The following is a 26,654-nucleotide window of genomic DNA, read 5'->3' as shown; positions in this document are numbered from 1 at the left end:
TCTCCCGGCGGGAGAGGGATGTTGCAGATAACTATTTTTTCACTCTTAATAACAATAACGTGGCCCGGTGGCAGGGGCGACCGGCCGAGTTCCAAAGCCGAGTGGTCTCAGCCCTTCAGGCTGTAAAATTTTCTGACAGCGATTTACCTATAATAGATGAGACTGTGAATTCTAGCCGTAAACAACGATCGATGATGCCGGAGCAAGGTGACCGATTTAGGCTGATTTCCAGCATCGGCGGTCAGGCAATTTCAAAGTCCGCAGGATGCGCTAGTCGGGAGGCCGACTGCGCAAGGCTTTGAGTTGCCCGTGCTTGCTCTTGCTGCCCAGCCGCCTTTTCTGCGAACTGCGGGTGGGCTTGGTGGCTTTGCGGGCCTTGCGCGTCGCACCCACGCTTTTGACCAAAGAATGCAGGCGTTCCAGGGCATCGGCTCGATTCACCTCCTGGCTGCGATGCTGCTGCGCCTTGATGACCACGCAACCGTCGCCCGAGATGCGTTGATCGCTCAGTTGCAGCAATTTTTCCTTGTAGAACTCCGGCAGCGAGGATGCGCGGATGTCGAAGCGCAGGTGAACCGCGGAAGAAACCTTGTTGACATTCTGTCCGCCAGCACCCTGCGCGCGTATCGCCGTCAACTCGATCTCGGCAAGAGGAATGGCGACCTGATTGGAGATGCTGAGCATGCTTGCTTGGACCCAGGGGGCTGGTATGGAAGCGGGCTTCAGTTCGCGACGGGGCGCTCGATCGTGGGCTGAGCCCGCTCCCACCGATAATCGCTCCGCCGGAGAGTCGCGAACCGCGATTATTTGCCGCCTTTGAGCAGGTCGCCCAGACCGGCGAACGCCTTGAAGGTGGTATTGCCGTCCTGCCGCGCGCCGGCCTTGTCCTTGGCCGTAAGGTCGGCCGTGAGATAGCGCTGATGCTCATTGTCATGGCAGTAGAGACACAGCAACTCCCAGTTGCTGCCGTCGGCCGGGTTATTGTCGTGGTTGTGATCGCGGTGGTGCACGGTGAGCTCGCGCACATTCGCGAGGGTGAACTCGCGGGCGCAACGGCCACACACCCAGGGATACATCTTGAGCGCGCGTTCGCGATAGCCTCGCTCACGCTCTTCCCGGTCGCGGCGGGCTTCGGCGACGACGCGGTCGAGCTTGTTCAGATCGGGACTGGTTTTCTTGGTCGGCATGTCGTTACCTCTCGTTGTTACGGCCGGTTGGGGGTTACACCGTGTGGCGGTAGCCCAAGGCTTGTCCCATGCGCACCTTGTCACCCTCCCCCAAGTCTTTTCCCCAGTCCACAGCATCCTTGCCGAACAGGACGACGATGGTGGAGCCCATGTTGAAGCGGCCCATTTCGGCGCCCTTTTCCAGGCGGGGCGCGTCTTCGCTGTATACCCAGGTGCGGATTTGTGACGCTGTGGGGGGCGTGACCACACCGTGCCAGACGGTCTCGATGCTGGCCACGAATATGGCGCCGACCAGCACCAGGGCCATGGGACCGACCTCGGTGTCGAACACGGCGACGACGCGTTCGTTGCGGGCGAACAGATTGGGCACGAAACGCGTAGTCGCCGCATTGACGCTGAACAAGCGCCCGGGCACGTGGACCATCTCCCGCAGGGTGCCGGTCAGCGGCATGTGCAGGCGGTGATAATCGCGCGGAGACAGATAAATGGTGGCGAAATGGCCGTCGCGAAATAGCTCGCCGCGCGCCGGATCGCCGCCCAGCAATTCGGTGGCGCTGAAGCTCTTGCCCTTGGCCTGGATCAGGCTATCGTCGGCGATCCGGCCGATCTGGCTGATCGCGCCGTCGGCAGGGCATAGCAAGGCACCGGGCTCCGCCGACAGCGGCCGTGCGTCCGGCTTGAGCGGCCGGGTGAAGAAGGCATTGAAGCTGGGGTAGGCGTCTGGATCAGGCTCCAGGGCCTCGCTCATGTCCACTCCGTATATCCGGATGATGTTGCGGATGAAAGCATCTTTCCACAGCCGGTTTTCGCAGCGGGTGAGATGGTGCATCACGCGGGATAGCGGATGATGCGGCAGGATGTATTGCGGCAGGGAAACGAGAGCGTCGCGTAGACTCAAGACTGTGACTCGCTGGTTTGGTTATATGGGGCGGCTTGGAACGAGCCGTAGGCCGGAAAGCGCTCCCTCGCGCGCAGAGCTGATTTGTGAGAGCGGGCTTAAAGCCCGCTCCACCCACGCCTCATCCATGAGGTGCAAGAGGCCACCGGCCATCCCGCACCCCGTCCGAACGAAGATCAATAACCCTTTTCGATCAGGACTTTCTGCGCCGCCGCGACGGCCACGCCGCGTTCGATCGGCGCATTGAGCTCGGTCAGCGTGGCTTCCAGCGCGCTCAACGCGAAGATCACGTTCTTCGCCGTGGCGCTGTGGCCCATCAGGCCGAAGCGCCAGATCTTGCCGGCCAGATCGCCCAGGCCCGCGCCGATTTCCAGGTTGTAACGGTTCAGCAGAGTGCTGCGCACTTGCGCATCGTCCACGCCGGCCGGAATGGTCACGGCATTGAGCTGCGGCAAACGGGAGCCTTCCGGCACCACGTAGCTCAGTCCCAGCGCCTCGAAGCCGGCGCGCAAGGCCAAATGCAGGTCGTTATGGCGCTTCCAGGAGTTCTCCAGACCTTCCTCCTGCAGGATGACCAGGGCTTCGTGCAAGCCGTACAAGGCGTTGATCGGCGCGGTGTGGTGATAAGCGCGCTTGGTGCCGCCGCCCCAGTAGCTCATCACCAGGCTGAGGTCGAGGAACCAGCTCTGCACCTTGGTCTTGCGGTTCTTGATGACTTCGACGGCACGCTCGCTGAAGCTGACCGGCGAGAGCCCCGGCGTGCAGGACAAACATTTCTGCGAGCCGGAATAAACGGCGTCGATCTCCCATTCGTCGACCTTGAGCGGCGAACCGCCCAGCGAGGTGACCGCGTCGACGATGACCAGCGCGCCGTGCGCATGCGCCAGGCGGGCAATGGTTTCCGCGTCGGAATTGGCGCCGGTGGAAGTTTCGGCCTGCACGAAGGCGACCGCCTTAACGCCGGGATTAGCCTTCAGCGCATCTTCGATCTTTTGCGGATCGACCGGCTGGCCCCAGGCGTCCTGCACGATCACCGGCGTGGCGCCGACGCGCTCGACATTCTCCTTCATACGTCCGCCGAACACGCCGTTGATGGCGACGATGACGGTGTCGCCGGGCGAGATCAGGTTGACGAAAGCGGTTTCCATGCCGGCGGAACCGGGTGCGGAAACCGGCAGGGTCAGTTCGTTCTTGGTCTGGAAAGCGTATTGGAGCAGCGCTTTCATCTCGTCCATCATGCCCACGAACAGCGGGTCCAGGTGGCCTATGGTCGGGCGGGCCAGGGCTTCGAGGATGCGCGGGGGTACGTCGGAAGGACCCGGTCCCATCAAGGTTCTCACGGGCGGGTGAAATGAAGTTATGGTCATAGCGTGATTATGAGTTGATGTGTATGGCGGTGAATTGATGATGTTCGTCCAGGAACAGGGTCAGGTCGGCACGTTCGGGCATTTCGGCTAGCATGTGCCGGGTCAGGCGTTCGTAGTGCATGATGAAACGCTTGAGACCCGATGAGTCCATGATACGGTGTCGGCCGGACGGCACTATAGTCGCGGCCAGTTTTTCTTCCTGCAGGCTGCGCCATTCGTAGACGCTTTCCATGTTCGGAACCTTGAGCATGATCAGCCTGTCCAGGCGGGCGAACAGCTCGGCGTATTCGCCTTTCAGTTCCTCGTTGACAAAACGGCGCCAGACGCCGTCGACGTCTTCCCGCGCTTCGAGTTCATTGAGCGCGGACTGCAATTCCGCATCGTCCTGCGGTTTCGCTCCCACGCACCAGCCCTCGAAAATCACCACGTCGACCGGACCGGCCAGCACGGACCATTCGCTCGACGGAAGGCGGTCGTCATGTGCCTTGTCGAAAGCTGGTATCGCGACGGATGAGCCCGCCGGATCGACCAGCGCGGCCAGCGTATCCAAGCCGAGTTGGACATCGTGGGTGCCCGGCACCCCGCGGGTGACCAGCAAGGGGTGTACTTCGCGGCCCAGTTTTTCGCGCTCGGCGCGGGTCTTGTAAATGTCGTCGATGGAAAAGCCGGCGACCTTGTAGCCATAACCTTCCGTCAGAATGAGCGACAGCAATGCGCTCAGCGTCGACTTGCCCGAACCCTGAGCGCCGTTGACGCCTAGAACGAAAGCCCTGCCTTCTTGCTTTTGCCGATGGACCCAGGCGGCCAATGGGATGTAGACGCGCTTGAGCGGCTCGGCCAAACCCGCATCGAGTTGCAGCTCCCGCATCCGGGCGAGCAGCGCCGGGCGCAGGCGGTTGGCCAGGGCGGCGTAGTCGTCCGCACTCAGAACCGACTGCTCGGTCGGCCAGAGCGAGGCTTGCATGCCGAGTTGCATGGTCAAGGCTTATACCACCTTGTCGCGCGGCACTTGGCCGGCGAAGTATGCGCTGAGGTTTTCGACCACCCTCAGCCCCATCGCAGCGCGTGTTTCTTCCGTGGAACTCCCCATGTGGGGTAACAGCACGACGTTTTCCAGCTCCAGGAAGCCCGGATTCACATGGGGTTCGCCTTCGTAGACATCCAAACCGGCGCCGGCAATGGTTTTGTTTTTCAAGGCCCGAACCAGCGCGTCGTTGTCCACCACGTCGCCGCGTGCCGTGTTGATCAGGAAAGCGCCAGGCTTCATCAAGGCCAGGCGCTCGGCATCGATGAGGTGCCGGTTTTCCTTGCTGCCGGGGCAATGCAGGGAAACGAAATCGGCCTGCTTCAGCACCTCTTCGATGCTGGCGCAGGGCTTGGCGCCCAGATCGCGGCAGACCTCGTCCTCCGGCGGATGGGGGGTGTAGAAGATGACCGGCATGTCGAAGCCGTAATGGGCCTTCTTCGCCAATGCGCGGGCGATGCGGCCGAAGCCGATCAAGCCCAGCGTCTTGCCGGTCACCTTGGTGCCGATCAGATGGGTCGGACGCCAGCCGGCCCAGTGGCCGGAGCGCACTTCGCGTTCGCCCTCTCCCGCCCGGCGCGCGACCATAAGCATCAGGGTCACGGCGATGTCCGCCGTGCAGTCGGTGAGCACGTCTGGCGTGTTGGTCACGGTGATCCCGCGCGCCATGGCCGCTTCGATATCGATATGGTTGTAACCCACGCCGAAGTTGCCGAGCATGCGCGCGCGCAAGGGCTCCGCGCCCAGCACCTCCGCAGTCAAGGCATCGGTCACCGTCGGCAGCACCGCGTCGTGATGGCGCAGCGCGTCTTTCAACTGATCCGCGCTCAACGGCACATCGGCTTCATTAAGCGTGACATCGAACAATTCCCGCAAGCGTGCCTCAACGGCGGCCGGCCAACGGCGCGTGACGATTACTTTGGGTTTACTCATGCGGTGCTGGGCGAAACTCGTACGGGTTGCGAATTCTATCGGTTCGGCGGATGCGGACTAGCTTCGTCAAGTCCGCCCGTTCCTGCTGGGCCAGGAACGAAAAATTGGGGCGGCACCTATTTTCGGACGGCACATCCATGGGCGCTGGGCACGGATTCCGGGAAAATCGCAGAACCGGGAACGAAAAGAAGATTGCGGCCGGGCATGCTCATCACCTCGGATTCTTAAAGGCGTCAGATGAATATCGCGGAACAGCGGCCCGCATGACACCCGGAATCAGGGTGCAAATCGGCGTAAATCATGCCATAGCGGAAGTACGCCCTTCAAGCAAGCACCCTCGGACGCACGCGTAATCCGACAAGGCTAGCGTCGCAAATAAAATGCCGTTAGAATACGCGGACTCTGCCGAGGTGGCGAAACTGGTAGACGCATCAGACTCAAAATCTGACGGGGGTGACTCCGTGCCGGTTCGATTCCGGCCCTCGGTACCAAATAGCAATATCAAGCTACACCAAGCAACACCAAAACCCGCAAGTCATAGGGCTTAGCGGGTTTTTTATTGTCTCATTCAGCACCATGGACTAGCATCCAATACCATCATTCGTGATGGTACTTATGCTGGTATCTGCCTTGATGGTATGGCCGATACCATCAAATCAAGGGGAACGCCCATGCTGCAAGACATTGAAGCCCGCAAGGCCAAGCCGGCCGAAAAGCCCTACAAGCTAACCGACGAGCGAGGCCTTTACCTCTTAGTGAATCCCAACGGCGGCAAGCTGTGGCGCATGAACTACCGCCACTGGGGGAAACAGAAAACCCTATCGTTTGGCATCTATCCCGATGTAAGCCTTGCCGTTGCTCGCACGAGGCGCGATGAAGCCCGGCAACTTCTCGCCCAAGATATTGACCCCGGCGTTCAGAAGAAAGCCGCCAAAACGGCCGGCGCCGAACGGGCCGCAAATAGCTTTGAAACCATCGCTCGCGAATGGCTGGCGATTAACCGGGGCAAATGGGTAGAAACTACGCACCGCCACATTAGGGAACGGCTGGAAACTGGGCTTTTCCCTTGGATCGGTGCCAGGCCTGTTGGCGAAATCACAGCACGCGAGTTGCTGGCCGCTTTAAATAAAACGGTCGAGCGGGGCCGTCTGGATACGGCGCAACGGATACGCAGCGATGCCGGACGGGTATTTCGCTATGCCGTCGCGACCGGCCGGGCCGAACGGGACCCTACCGCCGACCTAATCGGTGCCCTGCCGCCCGCCAAGACCAAGCACCGGTCCACCATCGTGGATCCCAAGGCCGTGGGAGAACTGCTGCGGGCCGTTGACGGCTATTCAGGATCGCCGATCGTGCATGCGGCGCTGAGACTGGCTCCGCTGGTCTTCCTCAGGCCTGGGGAGCTGGCGGCTGCGGAGTGGAACGAATTCGACCTGGATGCTGGAGAGTGGCGCATCCCGGGCGAGCGCATGAAGATGAAAGGCCGCCATATCGTCCCCCTGTCGGCTCAAGCGGTCGTCATCTTGCGAGACCTGCACCCGCTCACAGGAAGCCGCCGCTATGTGTTCCCCGGCGTGCGCAATCGCGACCAGCACATGAGCCGGGAAAGCGTGCGGGCCGCCCTAGTGCGTATGGGCTATGGGCCGGACAGCGATACGCCCATGACTGCCCACGGCTTCCGGGGTATGGCGTCAACCTTGCTGCATGAGCAGGGCTGGCCGTCCGACATGATCGAGCGCCAGCTTGCCCACGCGGAGCGAAACAAGATCAAGGCCGCGTATAACCACGCCGAACACCTGCCCGAGCGCCGCAAGATGATGCAGGCCTGGGCGGATTATCTGGACGGCTTGAAGATCGGCGCTTCGATCATCCTGTTCCGGCGCCCCGGTTGATTGTGGCCTACTTCGGCCGGCCAAAGTCAATGAAGTACAACAGCACGATGACCAGTACCAGCGCGCCGGAGAGGAGCCAGAGCAGGCCCACGGAAAGCATGGCGATCTTGGCAACGGTATCAGGAAAAGCGTAATAGGCGGCAACCAGTAAGGCCCATATGGCAAGGTCGCGGCGTGTTGATCGTGGTTGGTGCTTGCGCATGGTCATAAGTCTATCGGTCAAGGCCATATGAGCAGCAAGAAAGCTATGCCGACCAAGCCCGCCAGCGCAAAGAGCCCGGAGAACACCCGCCTACCTTACTGTCGGCGATCAGCCACGCGCACGCAATTTGAACGGAAGAAAGTTTTCTCATCGTTCAAGGCCTAAACATCGAACACGGCCGCCTGACTGCAAGGCCCGCCCCGCCCGAACCTGATACCATCGAATCACCACGCCTAGTCCGGCCAGACGAAAACGGGACCCCTTCACCCGCTGGCGTGGTGCCTACCATGAAGGGCCGACTCTTGAAGGAAAGTTATGGCTGAAGAGGATAACCTGATTGAACCCATGGGAAAGCCACTTGATGCGGCTCGGCAGATACTCGAAACCCTTTCAGCTCTCCACTACGCATGGTTTCCCGGTAATAACGGGCAAAAATTCATGTCCGAGCTACCGGAGGTGACGGTAAGTGGGGAAGCAACCAGCGTTTATGCATCGCCTGAGGCGCTCTTTGAATCACTTTCCGCCAAGGGCTCTGTTGGGGTGCGGGCAGAGTCGTTCATGATGGCTTCTATTGCCCGCTTATATTGCAAATCGGCAGTATTTGCGGATCTGCAAGGCGACTCAAACAAAGCGTGGGCGCATGTTGGAGTGGCCTATTACTGGCTGGGTATGGCAACTGGCTCAAGCTATCCGGAGGATACTATTATCCAAGATGCAATGTCACGGTTGGCGAAAAAGGCCGCTACGGTCCGACATGCTGAAAACCGATTCATCAAGGAGCAGGCGTTAGCACACTATGAGAAGAATATGGGGATGTACAAGAGCCTGGATGCTGCTGCGGAGGATATAGCGGGCAAAGTGGTCCCCGCTAAATTTAGGACTGTTAGAAAGTGGCTCACCCAGTTCAATAAGCTTCAGTCTGCGCGGAGAGGGTAGCCTCAGCGTGCAGGGTGTAACTCCTGCCGGCACAATGGATGCCGTCCGCGTACAGTGGACGATTACCCCGTTAACGGGCTTATAAACGCAACTGTACGCCGCGAAACTACATCGCACCTTAACTGGCCACATGGAGGCCAAAGCGATGCAAAAGCACAAATCCAAACACCCCGCTCCACAACTCCCCACACGGGTCACGGCTGATCTCCGGCCTGCGAAATCACCCGCCAAACGCTCACCCAAGACCCGCGATCCCTTAGTGGATTTCGACGCCTTACCGGATTCGGGCTATGTTCGCGTGGACACCCTGGCGGCTTTGTTCGCCTGTTCAAAAAACACGGTTTGGCGGCGATCCAAGGACGGCACACTCCCTGCTCCGGTAAAGCTGGGTCCGTCTAGTACCGCCTGGCGTGTCGGCGATATCCGGGCCGTGCTGGCCAAGCTGGCCGGGGCCGCTGACGGTAGCGAAGGGGGCAAGCCATGAGCCGCCCGCGCGATACATACTTTCAGCGAAAGCTAAGGCGTGAAATCGACGGGATGTGGCGCCTGGTCGCTGCCGGCTGCCGTCCTGGCCCTCTTAGCTATTATCCGTGCCTGTCGACGGTTCTACGGGCCGCCGTGCGGCATGCGAAGCAGGAGCGGCACCCCGCCATGCGCACGCCCTTTCAGTATCGCGGCCAGTCTGGCCGAAGCAGTCGATCTGATCGGCCGTGCGGACCAGCACGCCCGCGCTCTGTTTAACGCGGCGACCGATGCCGGCCAGCAGGGAGGGCCGCAGTCATGAGCAGCCCGCAACCCAAAAAGCCCGTCAATATGGACCCCGTCGTTCGGGAGATACTCGACGAGATCGCGGCTTCCGACGGAACGGGGCAAACGCGGCTAGTGATGTTCAGAAAGGCACGTGGTTTCGCGGCCGAGCTGATTGGACACCACTCCATTCCATGCGTAATGGAGCGGATGGCATGACGCTGGACCGGGGCGACCTTACCGACATGCTCGTGGAGGCTTTCCTGGCCGGGGCGGATGAGGAGGCTAGCAATGGCTAGACCTAAGCCGCTGTACTTCGAGGCTATCAAGGCAGCGGCGATCGCCAGTCTTGAGCCGATCTGCCGACATTGGCTGCCCAATGGCAAGTGCAGCGGGCGGGAATGGCCCATCGGCGACCGATCCGGCGCCGATGGGCAAAGCCTTAAGGTCTGCCTGGAAGGCAACAAGGCCGGGGTCTGGTCGGACTTTGCCAGCGGCGACAAGGGCGGCGATGCAATCAGCCTTGTCGCCTTTGTCGATGGTGGCAGCCAGGGCGAAGCGGCCGCCTATCCAGCCAGACTGACAGCCAAAGCCGCGAACCACTGCGGATCGACGCCGGCTGAAGCCGTTGAGGACGAGAGGAGTTGCCATGTCCGGTTTTGAACGCAGGAAAAAGCACGCGCCCTACAGCCGGCAACTGAACGATGCCCGCGGCAGTATTGCTATCTTGACGGGGCGCGAAGCTTGGCGGCGGGCGGCTTCCCGTAGCTGGTTCGTCGGGCGCAAGCTGGTCCTGCCTTTCGGAGAAGACCCGGAAGCCTTCGTGTGGCCAGTGGCGGACACCAATTGCATCGTGTTCGGTTTCGGCGATCCTGAGCCATGGGAGACGCTGGACAGGCTCAGCGTGGAGCTAATCCAGTCCGGGGCGCTGTTCGTCATCTGGAACCTCGCCGAAGACGACGGGCCGGCCACCCTGTACCGTCCAGCCAGCGGAGAGGGGACGTCATGACCGGCGACACCCGAAAACCACCCGATGACAAGATTGTAATAGTCCCGCTTGACCCCCGTCGGCGCAAAGCTAAGGACAACAAGCGTTCCAGTGAGCATTGGGGCACGCGCTATAAGATCCACGAAGGGCGCATTTGCCGGGTGCAAAAGCAGGAACCGAACGACCTTCTGTTTCCCTTGTGTAATTTCGCGGCGCGCATCGCGGCGCAAGTAGAATATGACGATGGCGAGGAGACCCCAGAGCTTCGCTTCGCCATCGAAGCACAGTTAGCGGGCCGGACCTTCCCCGTGTTCGACGTCACGGCGGCAGACTTTGCCGGCCTGGGCTGGGTCACCGCACGCTTGGGGGCTGCGGCGATCGTCTACGCGGGTCAGGGCACCAAGGATCACCTGCGCTGTGCGATCCAGGAACTATCACCCGAGTTTGGGCGACGCACGATCTACAGTCACACCGGCTGGCGGCGCATCGACGAGCAGTGGCGCTATCTGCACGCCGGCGGCGCGATCGGCGCGGAGGACGTGCGCGAGGATGTGGAGGTTGAGCCAGGGCGCGGCCACATGGCCCTATACCGTTTGCCAGCACCGCCAGACGGCGAAGCGCTCAGCGAGGCCGTAAGGGCTAGCCTGGCCCTGTTCGACCTATGTCCGCAGCGGCCGGAAGTGGGCGCCTTATTGCTGGCGCTGATCTATCGGGCGGCGACAGCGCACATCGTGGCGGTGGACCACGGCGGCTGGCTGGAAGGGACCACCGGCTGTTTCAAGTCCGAGCTAGCGGCCCTTGCGATGGCGCATTTCGGCGCGTTTTCAGCGCGCGCGCTGCCGGGCGCCTGGGTCGACACGGAAACCGATCTGGAGCAGAAGGCACACGCCGCCAAGGACGCGCTGTTCGTGGTCGACGACTTCAAACCAATCGGCACGGCGACCGACATCAGCCGCTTGCACACCAAAGCCGACCATTTGCACAGGTCCGCCGGCAACCAGTCCGGACGGGGACGAAGGACAACCGATCTCAAACAGCGCCCCGCCTATCACCCGCGCGGCGTGATCCTCAGTACCGGCGAGGACTTGCCGGCCGGCGAGTCGTTACGCGCACGGCTGGCCATCGTCAGGCTGCGCAAAGGAGACGTCGACCGCGCCGCGCTCAGCCAAATGCAGCGGCACGCGGCAAACGGGTTGCTTGCCAAGTCCATGGCGGGGTTTATTCGCTGGTTGGCCAAGCGCTTCGAGGCCTTAAGGGACGAGCTACCGGCCGGGATTCAGAAAACCCGGGAAGCCATTCTCCAGGAACATGCCTACAGCCACGCGCGCACGGCCAGCGACACGGCATCGCTGGTACATGGACTCCATCTGCTGGAACAGTACGCCATCGCCACGGGCGCCATTACGGCGGCCGAGGGCTTCTTTGACCGCAGCACGGCGGCGCTGATGGAGCTGATGCAGCGGCAAGGCGAGACGCAAACCGAGGAGAACGAAGTCACGCGGTTTTTCGATCTGCTGCGATCAGCGCTCACGTCTGGCCTGTGCTATGTCGCCGACCGCATCACCCAAGGCCCGCCAGTGGATCATCCGCACGCCTGGGGCTGGTCTACCGTGGTCGACGACGAGGGTAACAAGACACCGCATCCCAAAGGCCGCGTCTGCATCGGGTGGACCAATGGCGTGGACCTTTGGTTGGACGGTAATGCCGCCTTTAAGGTTGTGCAGGAATTTGCACGTGGCCAAGGAACGTTGATTCCGGTTGGCAAAGGGACCCTCTGGAAGCGCATTTATGAGCAAGACTTGCTGATCTCGACGACGGTCGACGCGAAGCAACCCCGGCTTGCAATCAAGCAGTGGATAGGCGGCGTCGGGATCTGGGTGTATCACCTAAACGTCAACGCCCTGGAGGGATAGGGCTTATATATCTTGTATATTGTGGGAAGAGTGGGAAGAAATAAATATATATAATTATTTATCAAAAACTTATGCCTTCCCACTCAGCCTAAAAAAGTGGGAAGGTCTTCCCACAAAAGTGGGATGAAAAACGGGGAGCAGATACCCTACTCCTTCCCACTTTTCCCACTTGATTTTCGCCAATCAAAAAATGGGAAGCGCTGGAGGCCTTGCCAGCCCTGGGCTGTAGCGGTCCCTTCCCATTCTTCCCACTAAAATCACATACATACACGCACTTTATACGCAAAACGTCATAGCTATTAGTTGTAAGCCCCACCACTCACGGCTTGCGACCATTAGGGTGAGCATGTTCCGGCTCCTCCTCTTCGTCCCAAGCTGCAGGCACAAGGCGAGCGATTTGCCGTTAGCGTGTTTCGGCTATCGAGGTGACAGGCTACCTCACCGGTGCGGCGAACACCCAGCCAAGGCCGTGCCTGACGGACCCGAGCAAAGCGCGGGTCCTTCCAGGGGGGTCCCTTTTGAGGGCAGAAAGCTCGCGGAAAAGGACCAGTCACGAAATTGTTATAAGGGGGTTAGTTTGCTGATTAACTTATAAAAGCCGGCAACTTCGCTGCCGTGAGCGGCTGGTTTTGCCAAGCCCCCTGTTTTGCTACCGGGAAAACCGGGACCGCGTTCAAGTCGAATCGTATTGCTTTCGCCTGGCTCATGGGGCCTTGGACGTGCTCGGCCAGCCCGGCCCGAAGGCGCCACGCCTGGCCATAGAATCTCGGCCTGCCATCCCGGCCGGCGCTGAAACGGGGGGTATGTCTTTGCGTCTGACCGATTGAGATACCCCGGCGCGCGTCGAGCCAATCCCGCCAAGCAACGCCGTCCCGCGCGGCGACCGTGGAGATTAACACCTCTGTGAGCCGCTGAGGGACCTCAGACTCGTCATTTGCGGCGCCTCTGAGCCCACAGCAATCTGTTCTCTGTCCACGCGCGGCAACAGTACGAGAAGACCGCGGAGTTGGAGGCCTTGCGGCGTGAACTGCTGGCCGAAGGCAAAGACCCGGCGGAGGGCGATAATGGCGCGCCGGCGGCCGAGCAAGGCCCGCAGTTTTCCAAGTTTTCTACCCACTTCGGGGATCAGGCCCCACGAGGCATAAGCCATGAACAAGCCCAGCAAGCCATCGACGAATTCAGAGCCGGATTATCTGCAAGTACCGGATTGGATTTCCAAATATCCGACACCCTCGACGACGCTCTTGGACCAAATCACGGCATCAAGGGAACGGTCAAGGCTTACCTATTGCCCAGGACAGGAACCGTTGTACTTATCTGACGGTCCCTGGATTCTGTGTACGACGCGATCCAGACGCTCCGCCATGAAGTCCTTGCGCACTATGGCCTCAACCTGTTTGAGCCTGATATCAAGGCCGATATTCTGCGTCGTATCCTTCATTCGAGGGGACTGCCGGCGTTTCGGGGGCTTTTCCGGGAAGTAGAGCGGGAATATCCCAATCTCAAAAATGACGAATTCAGGATAGCCGAAGAGGTTTTCGCCAAAATCGCCACGGCGGCAGGAGCCAGTTAATTCTCCATATCGGAACCCGACCCATGAATCCAATGAATGACATCCCCAAAACAGGCTATTGCAGGCTGAGCCAGATCATCGGTGACAAAAACGCGAGGCCCACGCCGATACCCGCCCTCGTGCCGGTGTCGAAAACAACCTGGTACAAAGGCATCCAAGCAGGAATTTACCCCAAGCCCACCCATGCCGGACGCTGCGCATTGTGGCGATGGGCCGATATTAGAAGCTTGCTCGTAGCCATGGAAAAGGGCGAATCCGATCAATGATTCCCAACCATTGACGTTGGCGGAATTTGCGAAAAAATGTCGATATACGAGGGGGGGATGCCTTTGAGTCTTGGCGTGTCTATATACCCCGGATCGCGTCGGGCCAATCCAGCCCTGCAACGCCGTCCCGCGGGGAGACCGCAGAGATTAACGCCTCTGTGAGCCTCTGAAGGGATCCCAAACTTGTCGGTTGCGGCGCGAACTATTGAGCGAGAGCAAGGACCCGACGACCGGGGATACTGTTGCGCCGCCGGCCGGCGAAACGCCGCAGTTTTCCAAGTTTTCTACCCACCGGGGCCAGGCCCCAGGAGGCATAAGCCGTGAACAAGCCCAGCAAGCCATCGACGAATTCAGAGCCGGATTATCTGCCGGTACCGGACTGGATTTCCAAATATCCGACACCCTCGAAGACGCTCTCGGAGCAAATCACGGCATCGAGGGAACGGTCAAGGCTTACCTATTGCCCAGGTCGGGAACCGTTGTACTTATCCGACGGTCCCTGGATTCTGTGCACGACGCGATCCAGACGCTCCGTCATGAAGTCCTTGCGCACTATGGCCTCAACCTGTTTGAGCCGGATGTTAAGGCCGATATTCTGCGCCGCATCGTTAATTCGCGGGGGCTGGCGGGGTTTCGTGGGCTTTTCCGGGAAGTAGAACGGGAATATCCCGCTCTCAGAAATGACGAATTCAGGATAGCCGAAGAAGTCTTCGCCAAAATCGCCGAGGATACGCCGGGGCCGCTCCGGCAGTGGTTCGACCGGCTGCTGGCGAAGATCGCCCAAGGCCTGCGCGCGATCGGCCTGCTGAAGGGCCGGGTGACGAAGGCGGAAATGCGCGCCCTGGTGGCTTCCATCGCCGAAGGCATCCGCCGCGGTGCGCCGCAAAGGACTTTCCCGGCTTCCAATCAGGCGCAGTTTGCACGGGAGTTGGGTGAGCTGCCGGAACCTTTGCAGGAGGAGTTCGCGGCGCTGCGGAACCGTTACGCCGGTACGCCGGGGTGGCTGAAGGCGCCGAACGGGGCGCCTTCGAAGCTGAACGAAAACCAGTGGCTGATGGTGCGGACGCCGCGCTTCAAGGCGTGGTTTGGGGATTGGGAGGGTTTGCAAAATCAGCGGTTTTTGGAAAGCAAACCGATTGCGGTCATGAGCGGCAACGAGGTTCCGCAATTCGCCAAGCTGAACCAGTTAGCGCACTGGGTAGGCGAACACTGGAAGGCCAAGGGTGGGGTTGCTGAAAGCCCGGCCCTGGGAAAGGTGGCGCTGGATTATCACGCGGCCAGTTCATCCATTGCGCATGGCATGAGCGCGGTCAAGGGGCAGGCGTTTTATTTGGTGCCGGAGGCAATCGAGAAAGGGCGGGTCTTGGGGCTGCTGGAAAAGAGCGAACCCACCGATCCGGATGCCTTCTTGATTGGGGCGCCCGTCAAGATCGGTGAACGTGACTACAAGCTTTATGTGGAAGTGCGGCGCGACGTGAACATGCAGCGGATGTATGTCCATGAAGCCGTTTTGAGAAGACCCCTGGAGACGTTCAATTATGCTGCCGCATCTTCTGAAAAGAAGGCAGAGCCACGCATCGTCTTGCCAGGGGCAATCAGAACACTAGCCCAATCCGTTGCCGACGTCAATCCGGACGCCGTGTCCAAGCTCGTGGACGAGAACGGCGAGCCGTTGGCCGCCGGCGTCGATGCTTTCGCCTCGAATAATCCGGATATCCGCTTCCTCACGTGGCCGGACGAGTCTTTGCAGCAGGAGTTCGCGGCGCTGCGGAGCCGTTACGCCGGTACGCCGCAGTGGCTGAAGGCGCCGAACGGGGCGCCTTCGAAGCTGAGCGAACAACAGTGGCTGATCGCCAGGACGCCGCGCTTCAAGGCGTGGTTTGGAGATTGGGAAAAGGCGGCGGCGATAGACGAGTTAGTGAAGGGCGCTCCGGTTGTCATAAACGGCAACGAGATTGCGGACTTCACTGAACCGCTTGATATGAAGACGTTAAGGATCAAGGCCCGCGAATATGGCGATGAGCATGTGGCCGGCAATTATCAGAACGAATCTAGCGGATTGCGAATCGAAGTCCGCCATCACGGAATCAAGGAAGCTGTGAGCCATGGAGGTGGACCGGACAAACTTAAAGCGATTGCGGCGATCCCCGATGTTTTGAGACGTGGGCAAGTAGTTTACAACGGCGTCAATCCAAAAAATCCGCAAGGCCGTTTGGTTGTGATTTCGGCGCGGGTAAAGATTGCCAGGGAGCTTTATGTGGTTTCGGCGGGAGCGCGGGAAGATGCGAATGGTCGCTTGTTCTACGACCATGAGTTATTGGATGTAAGGCGCGCCGAAGGGCTTTCATCACAACCGGGGGAAAGGCCGAAACCAATTCATCCCGCACCTACATCGACGCACCTTAACGACTATTATAGACAGTTCATCGCACAAGAAGTGCCCGCCTCGAAGGGAATCGTTGAGCTAAAGGAGGTCAGCGAAGCGGCCGGTGAATCGGGCACGGACAGCTTACAAGAAGCTCTCGGCCACCCGCCTGCTACCGCCTCGCTTAATGCTATTAGACATCGCGGAGAGCAGGAGTTCAAGGGTGTTGAGATCAGCGAGGCGGCCGGTGAACAGAGGGCCATGGATCGGTTGCCCGAAACAGTGGGCGCCTCTCCTGCTACCGCCTCGCTTGATTTCATTAGACATCATGGGTGGCGGGCGTTCAAGGGCAAGGCGTCCAGGGTGCTGGACGAGAACGGCGAGCCGTTGGCCGCCGGCGTGGATGCTTTCGCCTCGAACAGTCCGGATATCCGTTTCCGCATAGTCCCGGCAGAGGCCAGGGCGCAGTTGGGGGAATTCGGCACGGCGCTGCTGAAGGGGTCGACCGCGGGCCGGGCGGTGTTGCGCGGGGCGCGCCAGTTTTCGGAAACCGTCAAGGATGTGTCGCTGGGGGCGCTGACGGTGCGCCAGGTGGCCGAGTTGGCGCGCGGGGTGCTGCCGGTGCTGCAGCGGCGTTTCGTGCCGGCGATGCAGTTGCGCGAGGCGGAGGCCTCGAACCTGCGGGCGCGGGCGGCCAATGACGTGTTGATGCCGTTCGATGCGCTGACCCGCAAGGACAAGCCGGTGGCCGACCGGCTGGCCGAGTTGCTGGTGGATGTGCGCCTGGCCGGGGTGGACCCGTCCGTTCCGTTCGCTCATTTGCGCGAGCCCAAAGAAATGCGCAAGCGCATTCATGCCTTGAGCAAGCTGCTGCTGGGCGCGCCTAACGCCTCGCAGCAAGCGAAATGGTTGCGCGAGCGGGAAGACCTGAGCCGGGCCATTCCCTTCGAGTATAAGCGCAAGAAAGCCTATCAAGGCCTGAAAGACCGCTACGAGGCCTTGCCGGAGCCGGCGCGGACGGTCTTCCAGGCCGATTTGAAGCTGATGCAGGATTTCGGCGTGTGGCATCACGAGGCGCTCAAGGATATGGGACGCATCGAGGACCAGCCGCTCCGCGATGCGCTGAATCAGGCGCGGCTGATGGGGTCCGACGCTGCCCTGGTGGACCAGGCGATACGCCGGAAAGGCCGGGTAATTACGCAGGCCAAGGCGATCATGCGCCACGGCGCGCGGGATTTTGCCGCGCGGGCGATCAACGAAGCGAACATCGCCTATGTGTTCGTACCTGGGTGAAACCGGATGGAAACGCGGGTCGGAATGCCGAGCAGGCAAAGCAAACAGCGGAATTGAGTGACGAAACATTGCGTGCCGGCCTGGAAGCCGATGCAGCACCGTTTCGTGAACTGCCTAATAGCGAGGAAGGATGGAAAGCGGAGTTCGGCGCTGACGGCATCGTGGAAACGCTGGACGGCCCGGTCAAGACCGGCGAGAACCAGCATCACAAATTTCAGAACAATGGCCGACATCTGGAATTTGGCCAGATACGCCCGACTCTGGAACAGCCCTCTCTGATTGTGGAAACACCGAGGCCGAAGGAAGGCGCCGATAGGCAAACCGCCAAGGTTTACATCAAGGCCTTCACGGCGCCGGACAAGACGCGATATTTCGTGTCGGTCACGGTATTGCAGGGAAACGTGGAAGTCTCGATCAGCAGCCACCTGAAGCGGCTTGGGCGGATTGGGGAAACGGTAAGAAGCGGGAAGCTCGGATATGCGGCCACTGCCTTCACAAACGCCGTCACGCCTGAGCAGTCGAGCTATCCCGCCGCGGTAAAGCAGCCTGACGGGGCTTCTTCCGCTTCGAGTATAGCAGGACAGAAACCCGCCCAGGCGCCGACGGCCACCGAATTCCTGAAAGGTCATCCGGTCGTTGGCGTGGTCGGCGAGCGCAAGCCGATGGCGGAATTGAAAACAAAGGGTTCACTTAACGCTGGCTAGTCCATTCAGCCGATCTCCATCTGCTCGGCCATAATGGGACGAAGTCCTGCCTGCCAACCACCGCACTCGGCGCGGAATTTGGGGGCGTATTCCTAGGCGGAGAACATAGGTGCTTTCCATTTACCTGATCGGAGCCGCGGCGGTCGGTGTCCGCCTCGGATGGCATATGGCCTTCCGGTTGGACGTGTTCGACTGGCATTACGCGAAGGGCGATATCTGGACATCGCTGATCTTCAAGACGTTGCTGTGGCCATTGCTTTTGCTCAGGCCTGCCTGCTTGTTGGCCCCCCATCCTCTGTTCATCGAGGACAGCTTCTGCTTAAAAATTGCGGCCTCGCAACGCGAGTTGGCGAACCTGCGAACGAACCCGCCCGAGTGCGGCGCATGGGTCCGCTATCGTCAGGGGCAACACGGTTATGAGGAAAGCCACGGCGAACTCATCTTTCACGCCGCGGACCTCGAGGCTTTTCTGCGAGCACAAATCTGCATCGACCCGAGGCGTGATGGAGAGGACGAAGGCGCCATCTTGAATTGGCTACAACGGCGCGACGACAAACGTCTTGAGCCCACCAACGTGCCGACGGCATGGCCGCGATTCCGGTTCGTGGCGGATCACTACGTCCGCCAGGGCAAGGCCGAGGTGAAATGCCTGAAATGCGATGAGATCGTTCCGCACAGCCAGTTGGTTTTCCGGGACGATGTTGGAAAGGCCGGTTGGAACCTCAACCGCGTAGTATGCCCACGCGGCCATTCACTTCTAGTCGTAGAGCGTATCCATCTGTTGATGTGTTCCGAACCGAAGATCAATCATTCAGCAAAGCGGTAGGACAGATAATTCAAGGTCGAAAATCGGCCATCCCGTTCCTGCGCCCCTCAAGCCATCAGACGAGCGCTCTTCCCGTCATCTTCCGACTGGCCTCTACCAGCGGGCACTGCCATATGGGCTGCGTTGTCTTACACTTACACCCCTCTTGAAGTGACCAGACCACGCAAACTTCCTAGCCCCTCGGCTTTTAGCCGGGCTGAACCCCTGAACGATGGACAAGAAGCAACTCACCGAAACGGATATCCGCACCAAGTTCATCACCCCGGCGCTGGTTGAGAAATGGGACCTGATGTCCCAGATTCGGGAGGAGTTCTATTTCACCAAGGGCCGCGTCATCGTTCGCGGGAAGACGGTCAAGCGCGGTGAAGCCAAGAAGGCCGACTACGTCCTCTACTACAAACCCAACATTCCTATCGCGGTCATCGAGGCCAAGGATAACCACTATTCGAACGGCGCGGGAATGTCCCAAGCCTTGGAATACGCCGAAATCCTCGACGTGCCGTTTGCCTACAGTTCCAACGGCGATGGCTTTCTTGAACACGACCGCACCGGCAACAGCGCCACCGTAGAGCGGGAGTTTCCCCTCGATCAATTCCCCTCCCCCGGCGAACTCTGGGCGCGTTACTGCGCCGCCCAGGGCTACACCGAGACCGAGCAAACGGTCGCCACCCAGAATTACTACGACGACGGCTCCGGCAAATCGCCGCGCTACTACCAGCTCATCGCCATCAATCGCACCGTCGACGCCATTGCTCGCGGCGAGAATCGCATCCTGCTGGTGATGGCCACCGGCACCGGCAAGACCTACACCGCGTTTCAGATCATCTGGCGGCTTTGGAAATCCGGCGCGAAGAACCGGATTTTGTTCCTGGTCGACCGCAACATCCTGGCCGACCAGACCAAGACCAACGACTTCAAGCCGTTTGGCCAGGCGATGACCAAGATCACGAATCGCACGGTCGACAAGGCTTACGAAATCTATCTGTCGCTCTACCAGGCGGTTACCGGCACCGAAGAAGAGCAGAACATCTACAAGCAGTTCTCGCCGGATTTCTTCGACCTGGTCATCGTCGACGAATGCCACCGCGGCAGCGCGGCGGACGATGCCGCCTGGCGCAAGGTGCTGGAGTATTTCGGCTCCGCCACCCAGATCGGCCTGACCGCCACGCCGAAGGAAAACGAAGAGGTGTCCAACATCGAATACTTCGGCGATCCGATCTACACCTATTCGCTCCGCCAGGGCATCGCCGATGGTTTTCTCGCTCCTTATAAGGTCATCCGCATCGGTCTGGACAAAGACCTTGATGGCTGGCGGCCGGAAGCCGGGCAGACCGACAAATACGGGCAGCTCATCGAGGATCGCGAATACAACGACCTCGACTTCGACCGCAACCTGATCCTGGAAAAGCGCACCGAGCGGGTCGCCGACAAGATCACCGAATTCCTCAAAGCCCACAACCGTTACGCCAAGACGATCGTTTTTTGCGAGAACATCGATCATGCCGAACGCATGCGGCAGGCCCTGGTCAATGCCAACCCGGACTTGGCCGCCGCCAACAGTCGTTACGTCATGCGCATCACCGGCGACAACGACGAAGGCAAGGCGCAGCTCGACAACTTCATCGATCCGGAATCGACCTACCCGGTTATCGCCGCCACCTCGCGGTTGATGGCCACCGGCGTCGATGCCCAGACCTGCGAACTCATCGTGCTGGATCGCCGCATCAACTCCATGACCGAGTTCAAGCAAATCATCGGCCGCGGCACCCGCATCAACGAGGATTACGGCAAGCTCTACTTCACCATCATGGATTTCAAGCGGGCCACCGCGCTATTCGCGGACCCGGATTTCGACGGCGATCCGGTGCAGATCTACGAACCCGGCCCCGACGAGCCGCTTGATCTGCCAGACGATGGCGACGACTATCCCTCCGGCAATGGACCAAACGAACCCGGGGGAACGGGCGAGCCCTCACCCGGCGAGCCCGGTGGTCCCACCAAATACTACGTGAACGATGTGGAAGTCACCGTCGCCACCGAGCGCGTGCAATATCTAGACGCCGACGGCCGACTCATCACCGAATCGCTCAAGGACTACACCCGCAAGACCGTGCGCAAGGCCTACAGTTCGCTCGACGCTTTCCTCAACGCCTGGAACGATGCCGAGCGCAAGCAGGCCATCGTCGACGAGTTGGCAGGACAGGGCGTGTTCCTGGATGAACTGGCCGAACAAGTCGGCCGGGATTACGACCCGTTCGATCTGGTCTGCCATGTGGTTTTCGACCGGCCGCCCCTGACCCGCCGCGAGCGGGCCGAGCAGGTGCGCAAGCGCGATGTGTTCGGAACATACGGAGACACCAGCCGTGCCGTGCTCGACGCCCTGCTCGACAAATACGCCGACAGCGGCATCCGCAGCGTGGAATCCATGGACATCCTCAAGGTCGACCCGCTCAGCCGATTCGGCACCCCCGTCGAAATCGTCAAACTCTTCGGCGGCAAGCAGAACTATCTGGCCGCCATCCGCGAGTTGGAGGTCGCCCTGTATCGGGAGGCGGCATAGGAAAGGACGGATAATGAAGGTAGAAGGATGAGCGAGATGGCTGGATGTTCCTTTTCGACTCAAGCCGAAACATGCGTCGTCACCCCGGCATGGATTGCCGGGGTCCAGTGCCCAGGGAGGGACTGGCCAAATCGGGCCACAAATCTCGCCACTCTGGATTACCTTGCTCTATGAGCCGCAGTTTCGCTCGCCGGTCCCATTTCTTGAGCTGCTTTTCCCGCAAAATGGCCGATTCCATTCGCTCGTGAACTTCATACCAAACCAGGTCATGCACGGCATAACGCTTAGTAAATCCATCGGCAAGCTCCTGTCGATGCTCGGCAACGCGCCTCATCAGATCGGAGGTCACGCCAACATAAATGGTACCGTTGCGCCCACTGGCAAGGATGTAGACACATGGAAGCTTGCTCATAACCGGCAGGCTATCACATCCCTGTGTCCTGGATTCCGGCACTCCATGCCGGAATGACGTCATACCCTGGACAGGCTTCTATTTTCGACTTTCATATTTAACCCATGCCCAACGTTTCCAACCTCGTCAAATCCATCCAGGACATCATGCGCAAGGACGCCGGCACCTACGGCGATGCCCAGCGCCTGGAACAGCTCGGCTGGATGTTCTTCCTGAAGATCTTCGACGACCGTGAGAAGGAACTGGAACTCCTGCGCGACGACTACCGCTCGCCTCTCCCTGAGCATCTGCGCTGGTCCGCCTGGGCCGCCGATGAAGAAGGCATCACCGGCGATGCCTTGTTGGACTTCGTCAACAACACCCTGCTCCCGCGTTTGAAATATCTCAGCGGCGGTGCGGGGGACCGGCTGACGACCCTGATCCGCACCAGCTTCGAGGATGCCAACAACTACATGAAGAACGGCACCCTCATGCGGCAGGTCATCAACCGGATCAACGGCATCGACTTCAATGCCACCGACGACCGCCACATGTTCGGCGACATCTACGAAAAGCTGCTCAAGGACCTGCAATCCGCCGGCAACGCGGGCGAGTTCTACACCCCGCGCGCCGTCACCCAGTTCCTCGTTGAGCAGGTTGACCCGCGCCTGGGCGAAACCGTGCTGGATCCGGCCTGCGGTACCGGCGGCTTTCTGGTCTGCGCCATCGAGCATTTGCGGAAACAGGCCAGGACCGAGGCCGACGAGCAAGCCATCCAGGACTGCTTCGCCGGCATCGAAAAGAAGCATCTGCCCCATGTGCTGTGCATGACGAATCTTCTCTTACACGGCATCGACGTGCCCTCCAACGTGCCCTCCAACGTGCGCCACGACAACACCCTATCCCGCCCGCTGCGCGACTGGTCGCCCAAGGAACGGGTGGACGTCATCGTCACCAATCCGCCCTTCGGCGGCATGGAGGAAGACGGCATCGAGGCCAATTTCCCCGCCGAGTTCCGCACGCGCGAAACCGCCGACCTGTTCCTGGTGCTGCTGATGAAGATCCTCAAGCCCGGTGGCCGGGCCGGGCTGGTGTTGCCCGACGGCACCCTGTTCGGCGAAGGCGTGAAGACCCGCATCAAGGAAGCCCTGCTTACCGACTGCAACCTGCACACCATCGTTCGCCTGCCCAACGGCGTGTTCAACCCCTACACCGGTATCCGCACCAATTTGCTGTTCTTCACCAAGGGCCAGCCCACCACCGAGGTCTGGTACTACGAGCACCCCTATCCGCCCGGCGCCAAGAGCTACAACAAGACCAAGCCCATCCGCATCGAGGAATTCGAGCCGGAACGGGCCTGGTGGGGCTCGCCAACAGACGGCTACGCCTCGCGGGTGGAAAACGAACAGGCCTGGCGCGTCTCCATCGACCAGATCAAGGCCGGCAATTACAACCTGGACCTGAAGAACCCGCACAATCCCGACGAGGGGCCGGGGGACGTGGACCATCTGCTGCCGGAATACGAAAAGCTGCTGGTGCAGATCGCCGAAACCCGCGCCGCCTTGAAGCGGGAACTCCATCACGCCCTGACTGCCGCCGCCGGAACCGACGCATGAGGCTGGAGACAATCTGCGGAGCATTCCTGCCGTCAGCCGGTGCGACGAATTCCTCCGACCGTCACCCCGGCAGGGATTGCCGGGGTCCAGACGTCATGGATGACATCAGCCTCTCACTTCCCTGTGATCTGGATACCGGCATTCCCTGCCGGGATGACGATCTACCGACCTCGATTCGTCCATGAATCTGGAAACCTTTTTCGAAAAGTTCGATCTGTTCGCGGATGCGGCGGATGCTCCCGGCCGTCACCCCGGCAGGGATTGCGGGGGTCCAGAAGTCACGGATGACATCAGCCTCTCACCTCTTTGTGATCTGGATACCGGCATTCCCTGCCGGTATGACGACCTACCGGCCTCGCTTCGTCCATGAACCTGGAAACCTTCTTCGAAAAATTCGAGTTGTTCGCGGATGCTCCCGCCCGTCACCCCGGCACGGATTGCCGGGGTCCAGACGTCACGGATGACATCAGCCTCTCACCTCTTTGTGATCTGGATACCGGCATTCCCTGCCGGTATGACGACCTACCGGCCTCGCTTCGTCCATGAACCTGGAAACCTTCTTCGAAAAATTCGAGTTGTTCGCGGATGCTCCCGCCCGTCACCCCGGCACGGATTGCCGGGGTCCAGACGTCATGGATGACCTCAGCCTCTCACTTCCCTGTGAACTGGATACCGGCATTCCCTGCCGGTATGACGACCTACCGGCCTCGATTCGTCCATGAACCTGGAAACATTTTTCGAAAAATTCGAGTTGTTCGCGGACACGGTGGATGCTCCCGACCGTCACCCCAGCAGGGATTGCCGGGGTCCAGAAGTCATGGATGACATCAGCCTCTCACCTTCTTGCGATCTGGATACCGGCATTCCCTGCCGGTATGACGATCTACCGACCGCGATTCGTCCGTGAACCTGGAAACATTTTTCGAAAAGTTCGAGCTGTTCGCGGATGCGGCGGATGCTCCCGACCGTCACCCCGGCAGGGATTGCGGGGGTCCAGAAGTCACGGATGACATCAGCCTCTCACTTCCTTGTGATCTAGATACCGGCATTCCCTGCCGGTATGACGACCTACCGACCTCGATTCGCCCATGAACCTGGAAACCTTCTTCGAAAAATTCGAGCTGTTCGCGGATGCGCCGAGTGCTGTGGCGAAGATTCGGGAGTTGGTGCTTAGCATGGCTATTGAGGGCAAGCTTACTCAGTGTCCGACCGCCATCAAGGATTGGGTATGGGTAAAGATGCGCGACGTTTGTGCGCAAATTACGGATGGCGAGCATGCGACCCCTCACCGAACCGAGGAAGGAGTACCGCTCGCAACCGCCAAAAACGTCCGCGATGGCTTTCTTGACCTTACGTACACAGATTTCGTCGCCCCCGCGACGGCTGAAAAATGCTGGAAGCGTTGTAAACCTTGTCACGAAGACATTTTGATGGTCTGCGTCGGCGCGACAACTGGGCGAGTTTGCTTGGTCAAAAATCCCCCGGATATCGTGCTTGTTCGTAGCGTCGCACTTATTCGTCCGAATACCGAAAAGATAGCCCCGCAATATCTGAGTTTGTTCCTTCGCAGCCCCATGGGCCAATCGCAAATATGGAGAAACGTGAAACAAAGCGCTCAGCCATGCCTGTATCTTGGCCGGATGAGCGAATTTACATTGCTACTCCCGTCCCTTGCCGAACAAAAGCGGATCGTGGCGAAAGTGGACGAGTTGATGGCCTTGTGCGATCGACTGGAGGCACAGCAGAAGGAGCGGCAGGAAAAGCACGCCGCGCTCGCCCGCGCCTCCCTTGCCCGCTTCGCCGAAGCCCCCACCCCGGCCAACCTCGATTTCCTGTTCCACAAGTCCTACGACATCACCCCCGCCGACCTCCGCAAGACCATCCTCACCCTCGCGGTGCAAGGCAAACTTATCCCGCAGGTCCCGAATGACGAACCAGCGGCTGCCACGTTTGCGAGACTGGCAACCAGCGCCAGTGAAACCGGCGACGACGACCTACCCGAATGCTGGCTATCGGTTCCCCTTGGCAAACTTGGCGAGTGGAGAGGAGGTGGAACGCCAAGCAAATCACGACCCGATTTCTGGTCGGGAGAGCTGCCATGGGTTAGCCCGAAGGATATGAAGGTGCAGCGAATCGAGGACGCACAAGACCATATCTCACATACTGCCGTTGAAAGTTCTGCAGTTCGCATCATTCCGCCTGGAAGTCTTCTCATGGTTGTTCGAGGCATGATCTTAGCGCGTTCGTTCCCTGTCGCTCTAACAATGCGGGACGTTGCAATCAACCAAGATATGAAGGCTTTGTTGCCATTCGAATCTGACACAACGGAGTTCTTATTGCTGGTACTTCGAGCCCTTGAGCCAAAGGTTTTAGCTGTGATTGAGCGATCAACCCACGGAACCTGCAAACTGGAAACCAAGGTTCTCCACAATTTAGGTATACCGCTCCCACCCCTCGCCGAACAACGCAGAATAGTCGCCACAGTCGACCAACTCATGGCCCTAGTCGACCAGTTGGAAACCCAGCTCGCCGCCTCCCGCGCCAACGCCGCGAAACTCATGGAAGCCCTCGTCGCCGAATTGACTGGCAGCGGGCAATCAAGCCAGACCCATTCCGCAACTCGTAAACCAATGAGGCTCGAGGAAGCCGCCCATGCCTGTTAAGCACGCCATCTGGCGAGTTGGCGACGAACCCTGTTTGGAGATATTGAAGCATGCCGCCCACTATCGGCAGTTCGCCGATGATCCGGACAAAGCCGAATATTTCGTGCGTATTCAATGGCTCGATGCGGTCCCGGAGGCTAAGGCTGTCAATGAGGTTGGACTGTTTGGCAACCAGAACAGCGTCTGCCAGCCGACTACGCCCAAGTGGCGGCATACAGTGGAAAGGCTAAAGGCCTATTTTCCGAAATGGGATCAATCGTAAAGATATTCGGCGGTTGGAATAACAGCCACGAACCACTTGGTGCCACAG

27 protein-coding genes and 1 tRNA gene are annotated in these 26,654 nt (G+C 59.9%); 20 read left to right on the top strand and 8 right to left on the bottom strand.

The window, feature by feature from the left end; genetic code table 11:
- Positions 1 to 270: 270 nt before the first annotated feature.
- The 6 genes from arfB to JWZ97_RS01295 form a co-directional block, all read right to left on the bottom strand.
- Positions 271 to 684 (bottom strand): alternative ribosome rescue aminoacyl-tRNA hydrolase ArfB, encoded by a 414-nt coding sequence (gene arfB, locus JWZ97_RS01320; protein WP_205432878.1) that lies wholly within the window; start codon positions 682 to 684, stop codon positions 271 to 273.
- Between the two features lie 119 nt (positions 685 to 803).
- Positions 804 to 1,187, bottom strand: coding sequence for a YajD family HNH nuclease (locus JWZ97_RS01315; protein ID WP_205432876.1), 384 nt, complete (start codon positions 1,185 to 1,187; stop codon positions 804 to 806).
- Positions 1,188 to 1,221: 34 nt separating this feature from the next.
- On the bottom strand, positions 1,222 to 2,085 hold the full coding sequence (gene asd / locus JWZ97_RS01310; protein WP_205432874.1) for an archaetidylserine decarboxylase: 864 nt from the start codon (positions 2,083 to 2,085) through the stop codon (positions 1,222 to 1,224).
- Between the two features lie 176 nt (positions 2,086 to 2,261).
- On the bottom strand, positions 2,262 to 3,413 hold the full coding sequence (locus tag JWZ97_RS01305; protein WP_205432872.1) for an alanine--glyoxylate aminotransferase family protein: 1,152 nt from the start codon (positions 3,411 to 3,413) through the stop codon (positions 2,262 to 2,264).
- A 46-nt stretch (positions 3,414 to 3,459) separates the two neighbouring features.
- Positions 3,460 to 4,428, bottom strand: coding sequence for a hypothetical protein (locus JWZ97_RS01300; RefSeq protein ID WP_240342614.1), 969 nt, complete (start codon positions 4,426 to 4,428; stop codon positions 3,460 to 3,462).
- A 9-nt stretch (positions 4,429 to 4,437) separates the two neighbouring features.
- A complete protein-coding gene (locus JWZ97_RS01295) occupies positions 4,438 to 5,409 on the bottom strand; it encodes a D-glycerate dehydrogenase (RefSeq protein ID WP_205432870.1) in 972 nt (323 codons plus the stop codon).
- Between the two features lie 404 nt (positions 5,410 to 5,813).
- Between JWZ97_RS01295 and JWZ97_RS01290 the strand changes: the two genes are divergently transcribed.
- A tRNA-Leu gene (locus tag JWZ97_RS01290) sits at positions 5,814 to 5,900 on the top strand.
- Positions 5,901 to 6,080: 180 nt separating this feature from the next.
- Positions 6,081 to 7,301 (top strand): integrase arm-type DNA-binding domain-containing protein, encoded by a 1,221-nt coding sequence (locus JWZ97_RS01285; protein ID WP_205432866.1) that lies wholly within the window; start codon positions 6,081 to 6,083, stop codon positions 7,299 to 7,301.
- A 7-nt stretch (positions 7,302 to 7,308) separates the two neighbouring features.
- Here the strand turns inward: JWZ97_RS01285 and JWZ97_RS01280 are convergent, their stop codons facing one another.
- Entirely contained in the window at positions 7,309 to 7,509 is a 201-nt protein-coding gene (locus JWZ97_RS01280; RefSeq protein WP_205432860.1) for a hypothetical protein, read from the bottom strand.
- Positions 7,510 to 7,818: 309 nt separating this feature from the next.
- Between JWZ97_RS01280 and JWZ97_RS01275 the strand changes: the two genes are divergently transcribed.
- The 13 genes from JWZ97_RS01275 (at position 7,819) to hsdR (ending at position 21,674) form a co-directional block, all read left to right on the top strand.
- The gene (locus JWZ97_RS01275) at positions 7,819 to 8,439 is read left to right on the top strand and encodes a hypothetical protein (protein ID WP_205432858.1); all 621 of its coding nucleotides are present in this window, start codon (positions 7,819 to 7,821) and stop codon (positions 8,437 to 8,439) included.
- A 145-nt stretch (positions 8,440 to 8,584) separates the two neighbouring features.
- The gene (locus tag JWZ97_RS01270; protein ID WP_205432856.1) at positions 8,585 to 8,923 is read left to right on the top strand and encodes an AlpA family transcriptional regulator; all 339 of its coding nucleotides are present in this window, start codon (positions 8,585 to 8,587) and stop codon (positions 8,921 to 8,923) included.
- A gap of 296 nt (positions 8,924 to 9,219) precedes the next feature.
- The gene (locus JWZ97_RS01265; protein ID WP_205432854.1) at positions 9,220 to 9,405 is read left to right on the top strand and encodes a hypothetical protein; all 186 of its coding nucleotides are present in this window, start codon (positions 9,220 to 9,222) and stop codon (positions 9,403 to 9,405) included.
- A 72-nt stretch (positions 9,406 to 9,477) separates the two neighbouring features.
- Positions 9,478 to 9,849 carry a hypothetical protein gene (locus JWZ97_RS01260; protein WP_205432852.1) on the top strand — a complete coding sequence of 124 codons (372 nt, stop codon included), beginning with the start codon at positions 9,478 to 9,480 and terminating at the stop codon, positions 9,847 to 9,849.
- On the top strand, positions 9,836 to 10,195 hold the full coding sequence (locus tag JWZ97_RS01255; protein ID WP_205432851.1) for a hypothetical protein: 360 nt from the start codon (positions 9,836 to 9,838) through the stop codon (positions 10,193 to 10,195). Before JWZ97_RS01260 ends, JWZ97_RS01255 begins: the two co-directional genes overlap by 14 nt.
- On the top strand, positions 10,192 to 12,087 hold the full coding sequence (locus tag JWZ97_RS01250; RefSeq protein WP_205432849.1) for a hypothetical protein: 1,896 nt from the start codon (positions 10,192 to 10,194) through the stop codon (positions 12,085 to 12,087). The genes JWZ97_RS01255 and JWZ97_RS01250 overlap by 4 nt, the downstream gene beginning before the upstream one ends.
- A gap of 1,015 nt (positions 12,088 to 13,102) precedes the next feature.
- Positions 13,103 to 13,408 carry a hypothetical protein gene (locus tag JWZ97_RS01245; protein WP_205432848.1) on the top strand — a complete coding sequence of 102 codons (306 nt, stop codon included), beginning with the start codon at positions 13,103 to 13,105 and terminating at the stop codon, positions 13,406 to 13,408.
- Positions 13,409 to 13,423: 15 nt separating this feature from the next.
- Positions 13,424 to 13,660, top strand: coding sequence for a hypothetical protein (locus JWZ97_RS01240; protein WP_205432847.1), 237 nt, complete (start codon positions 13,424 to 13,426; stop codon positions 13,658 to 13,660).
- A gap of 23 nt (positions 13,661 to 13,683) precedes the next feature.
- On the top strand, positions 13,684 to 13,926 hold the full coding sequence (locus JWZ97_RS01235; RefSeq protein WP_205432846.1) for an AlpA family transcriptional regulator: 243 nt from the start codon (positions 13,684 to 13,686) through the stop codon (positions 13,924 to 13,926).
- 205 nt (positions 13,927 to 14,131) lie between these two features.
- A complete protein-coding gene (locus tag JWZ97_RS01230) occupies positions 14,132 to 17,584 on the top strand; it encodes a hypothetical protein (protein WP_205432845.1) in 3,453 nt (1,150 codons plus the stop codon).
- A 53-nt stretch (positions 17,585 to 17,637) separates the two neighbouring features.
- Positions 17,638 to 18,288, top strand: coding sequence for a PBECR2 nuclease fold domain-containing protein (locus JWZ97_RS01225; RefSeq protein WP_205432844.1), 651 nt, complete (start codon positions 17,638 to 17,640; stop codon positions 18,286 to 18,288).
- Positions 18,289 to 18,397: 109 nt separating this feature from the next.
- On the top strand, positions 18,398 to 19,114 hold the full coding sequence (locus JWZ97_RS01220) for a hypothetical protein (protein WP_205432843.1): 717 nt from the start codon (positions 18,398 to 18,400) through the stop codon (positions 19,112 to 19,114).
- A gap of 211 nt (positions 19,115 to 19,325) precedes the next feature.
- Complete coding sequence (hsdR, locus tag JWZ97_RS01215) at positions 19,326 to 21,674, top strand: EcoAI/FtnUII family type I restriction enzme subunit R (protein WP_205432842.1); 2,349 nt, start codon at positions 19,326 to 19,328, stop codon at positions 21,672 to 21,674.
- A 79-nt stretch (positions 21,675 to 21,753) separates the two neighbouring features.
- Here the strand turns inward: hsdR and JWZ97_RS01210 are convergent, their stop codons facing one another.
- Positions 21,754 to 22,086: a GIY-YIG nuclease family protein gene (locus JWZ97_RS01210; RefSeq protein ID WP_205432841.1), complete on the bottom strand. Its 333-nt coding sequence runs from the start codon at positions 22,084 to 22,086 to the stop codon at positions 21,754 to 21,756.
- A gap of 104 nt (positions 22,087 to 22,190) precedes the next feature.
- On the opposite strand from JWZ97_RS01210, the gene JWZ97_RS01205 reads away from it, so the two are divergent.
- From JWZ97_RS01205 to JWZ97_RS01185, 5 genes are all read left to right on the top strand, one after another.
- Positions 22,191 to 23,681, top strand: coding sequence for a class I SAM-dependent DNA methyltransferase (locus tag JWZ97_RS01205; protein ID WP_205432839.1), 1,491 nt, complete (start codon positions 22,191 to 22,193; stop codon positions 23,679 to 23,681).
- 181 nt (positions 23,682 to 23,862) lie between these two features.
- The gene (locus JWZ97_RS01200; RefSeq protein ID WP_205432838.1) at positions 23,863 to 24,051 is read left to right on the top strand and encodes a hypothetical protein; all 189 of its coding nucleotides are present in this window, start codon (positions 23,863 to 23,865) and stop codon (positions 24,049 to 24,051) included.
- Between the two features lie 348 nt (positions 24,052 to 24,399).
- Complete coding sequence (locus JWZ97_RS01195; protein ID WP_205432835.1) at positions 24,400 to 24,588, top strand: hypothetical protein; 189 nt, start codon at positions 24,400 to 24,402, stop codon at positions 24,586 to 24,588.
- Positions 24,589 to 24,769: 181 nt separating this feature from the next.
- Entirely contained in the window at positions 24,770 to 26,344 is a 1,575-nt protein-coding gene (locus JWZ97_RS01190) for a restriction endonuclease subunit S (protein WP_205432833.1), read from the top strand.
- Positions 26,334 to 26,606, top strand: a complete 273-nt coding sequence (locus JWZ97_RS01185; protein ID WP_205432829.1) for a hypothetical protein — start codon at positions 26,334 to 26,336, stop codon at positions 26,604 to 26,606. The genes JWZ97_RS01190 and JWZ97_RS01185 overlap by 11 nt, the downstream gene beginning before the upstream one ends.
- Positions 26,607 to 26,654: the final 48 nt, after the last annotated feature.

This window comes from Methylococcus sp. EFPC2, from assembly GCF_016925495.1.
GTDB lineage: Bacteria > Pseudomonadota > Gammaproteobacteria > Methylococcales > Methylococcaceae > EFPC2.
Note: the sequence above shows the minus strand (reverse complement) of the source record. Positions and strands in the feature narration are given on the sequence as shown.

Excerpts from the sequence above, each read along its gene's own strand:
- JWZ97_RS01255 (WP_205432851.1), top strand. The coding sequence starts at position 9,836 with ATGTCCGGTTTTGAACGCAGGAAAAAGCACGCGCCCTACAGCCGGCAA.
- JWZ97_RS01260 (WP_205432852.1), top strand. The coding sequence starts at position 9,478 with ATGGCTAGACCTAAGCCGCTGTACTTCGAGGCTATCAAGGCAGCGGCG.
- hsdR (WP_205432842.1), top strand. The coding sequence starts at position 19,326 with ATGGACAAGAAGCAACTCACCGAAACGGATATCCGCACCAAGTTCATC.
- JWZ97_RS01285 (WP_205432866.1), top strand. The coding sequence starts at position 6,081 with ATGCTGCAAGACATTGAAGCCCGCAAGGCCAAGCCGGCCGAAAAGCCC.
- JWZ97_RS01210 (WP_205432841.1), bottom strand. The coding sequence starts at position 22,086 with ATGAGCAAGCTTCCATGTGTCTACATCCTTGCCAGTGGGCGCAACGGT.
- JWZ97_RS01280 (WP_205432860.1), bottom strand. The coding sequence starts at position 7,509 with ATGACCATGCGCAAGCACCAACCACGATCAACACGCCGCGACCTTGCC.
- JWZ97_RS01315 (WP_205432876.1), bottom strand. The coding sequence starts at position 1,187 with ATGCCGACCAAGAAAACCAGTCCCGATCTGAACAAGCTCGACCGCGTC.
- JWZ97_RS01265 (WP_205432854.1), top strand. The coding sequence starts at position 9,220 with ATGAGCAGCCCGCAACCCAAAAAGCCCGTCAATATGGACCCCGTCGTT.
- JWZ97_RS01305 (WP_205432872.1), bottom strand. The coding sequence starts at position 3,413 with ATGGGACCGGGTCCTTCCGACGTACCCCCGCGCATCCTCGAAGCCCTG.
- JWZ97_RS01275 (WP_205432858.1), top strand. The coding sequence starts at position 7,819 with ATGGCTGAAGAGGATAACCTGATTGAACCCATGGGAAAGCCACTTGAT.
- JWZ97_RS01295 (WP_205432870.1), bottom strand. The coding sequence starts at position 5,409 with ATGAGTAAACCCAAAGTAATCGTCACGCGCCGTTGGCCGGCCGCCGTT.
- JWZ97_RS01235 (WP_205432846.1), top strand. The coding sequence starts at position 13,684 with ATGAATCCAATGAATGACATCCCCAAAACAGGCTATTGCAGGCTGAGC.
- JWZ97_RS01205 (WP_205432839.1), top strand. The coding sequence starts at position 22,191 with ATGCCCAACGTTTCCAACCTCGTCAAATCCATCCAGGACATCATGCGC.
- JWZ97_RS01270 (WP_205432856.1), top strand. The coding sequence starts at position 8,585 with ATGCAAAAGCACAAATCCAAACACCCCGCTCCACAACTCCCCACACGG.
- JWZ97_RS01185 (WP_205432829.1), top strand. The coding sequence starts at position 26,334 with ATGCCTGTTAAGCACGCCATCTGGCGAGTTGGCGACGAACCCTGTTTG.
- JWZ97_RS01200 (WP_205432838.1), top strand. The coding sequence starts at position 23,863 with ATGAATCTGGAAACCTTTTTCGAAAAGTTCGATCTGTTCGCGGATGCG.
- arfB (WP_205432878.1), bottom strand. The coding sequence starts at position 684 with ATGCTCAGCATCTCCAATCAGGTCGCCATTCCTCTTGCCGAGATCGAG.
- JWZ97_RS01190 (WP_205432833.1), top strand. The coding sequence starts at position 24,770 with ATGAACCTGGAAACCTTCTTCGAAAAATTCGAGCTGTTCGCGGATGCG.
- JWZ97_RS01300 (WP_240342614.1), bottom strand. The coding sequence starts at position 4,428 with ATGCAACTCGGCATGCAAGCCTCGCTCTGGCCGACCGAGCAGTCGGTT.
- JWZ97_RS01250 (WP_205432849.1), top strand. The coding sequence starts at position 10,192 with ATGACCGGCGACACCCGAAAACCACCCGATGACAAGATTGTAATAGTC.
- JWZ97_RS01195 (WP_205432835.1), top strand. The coding sequence starts at position 24,400 with ATGAACCTGGAAACATTTTTCGAAAAATTCGAGTTGTTCGCGGACACG.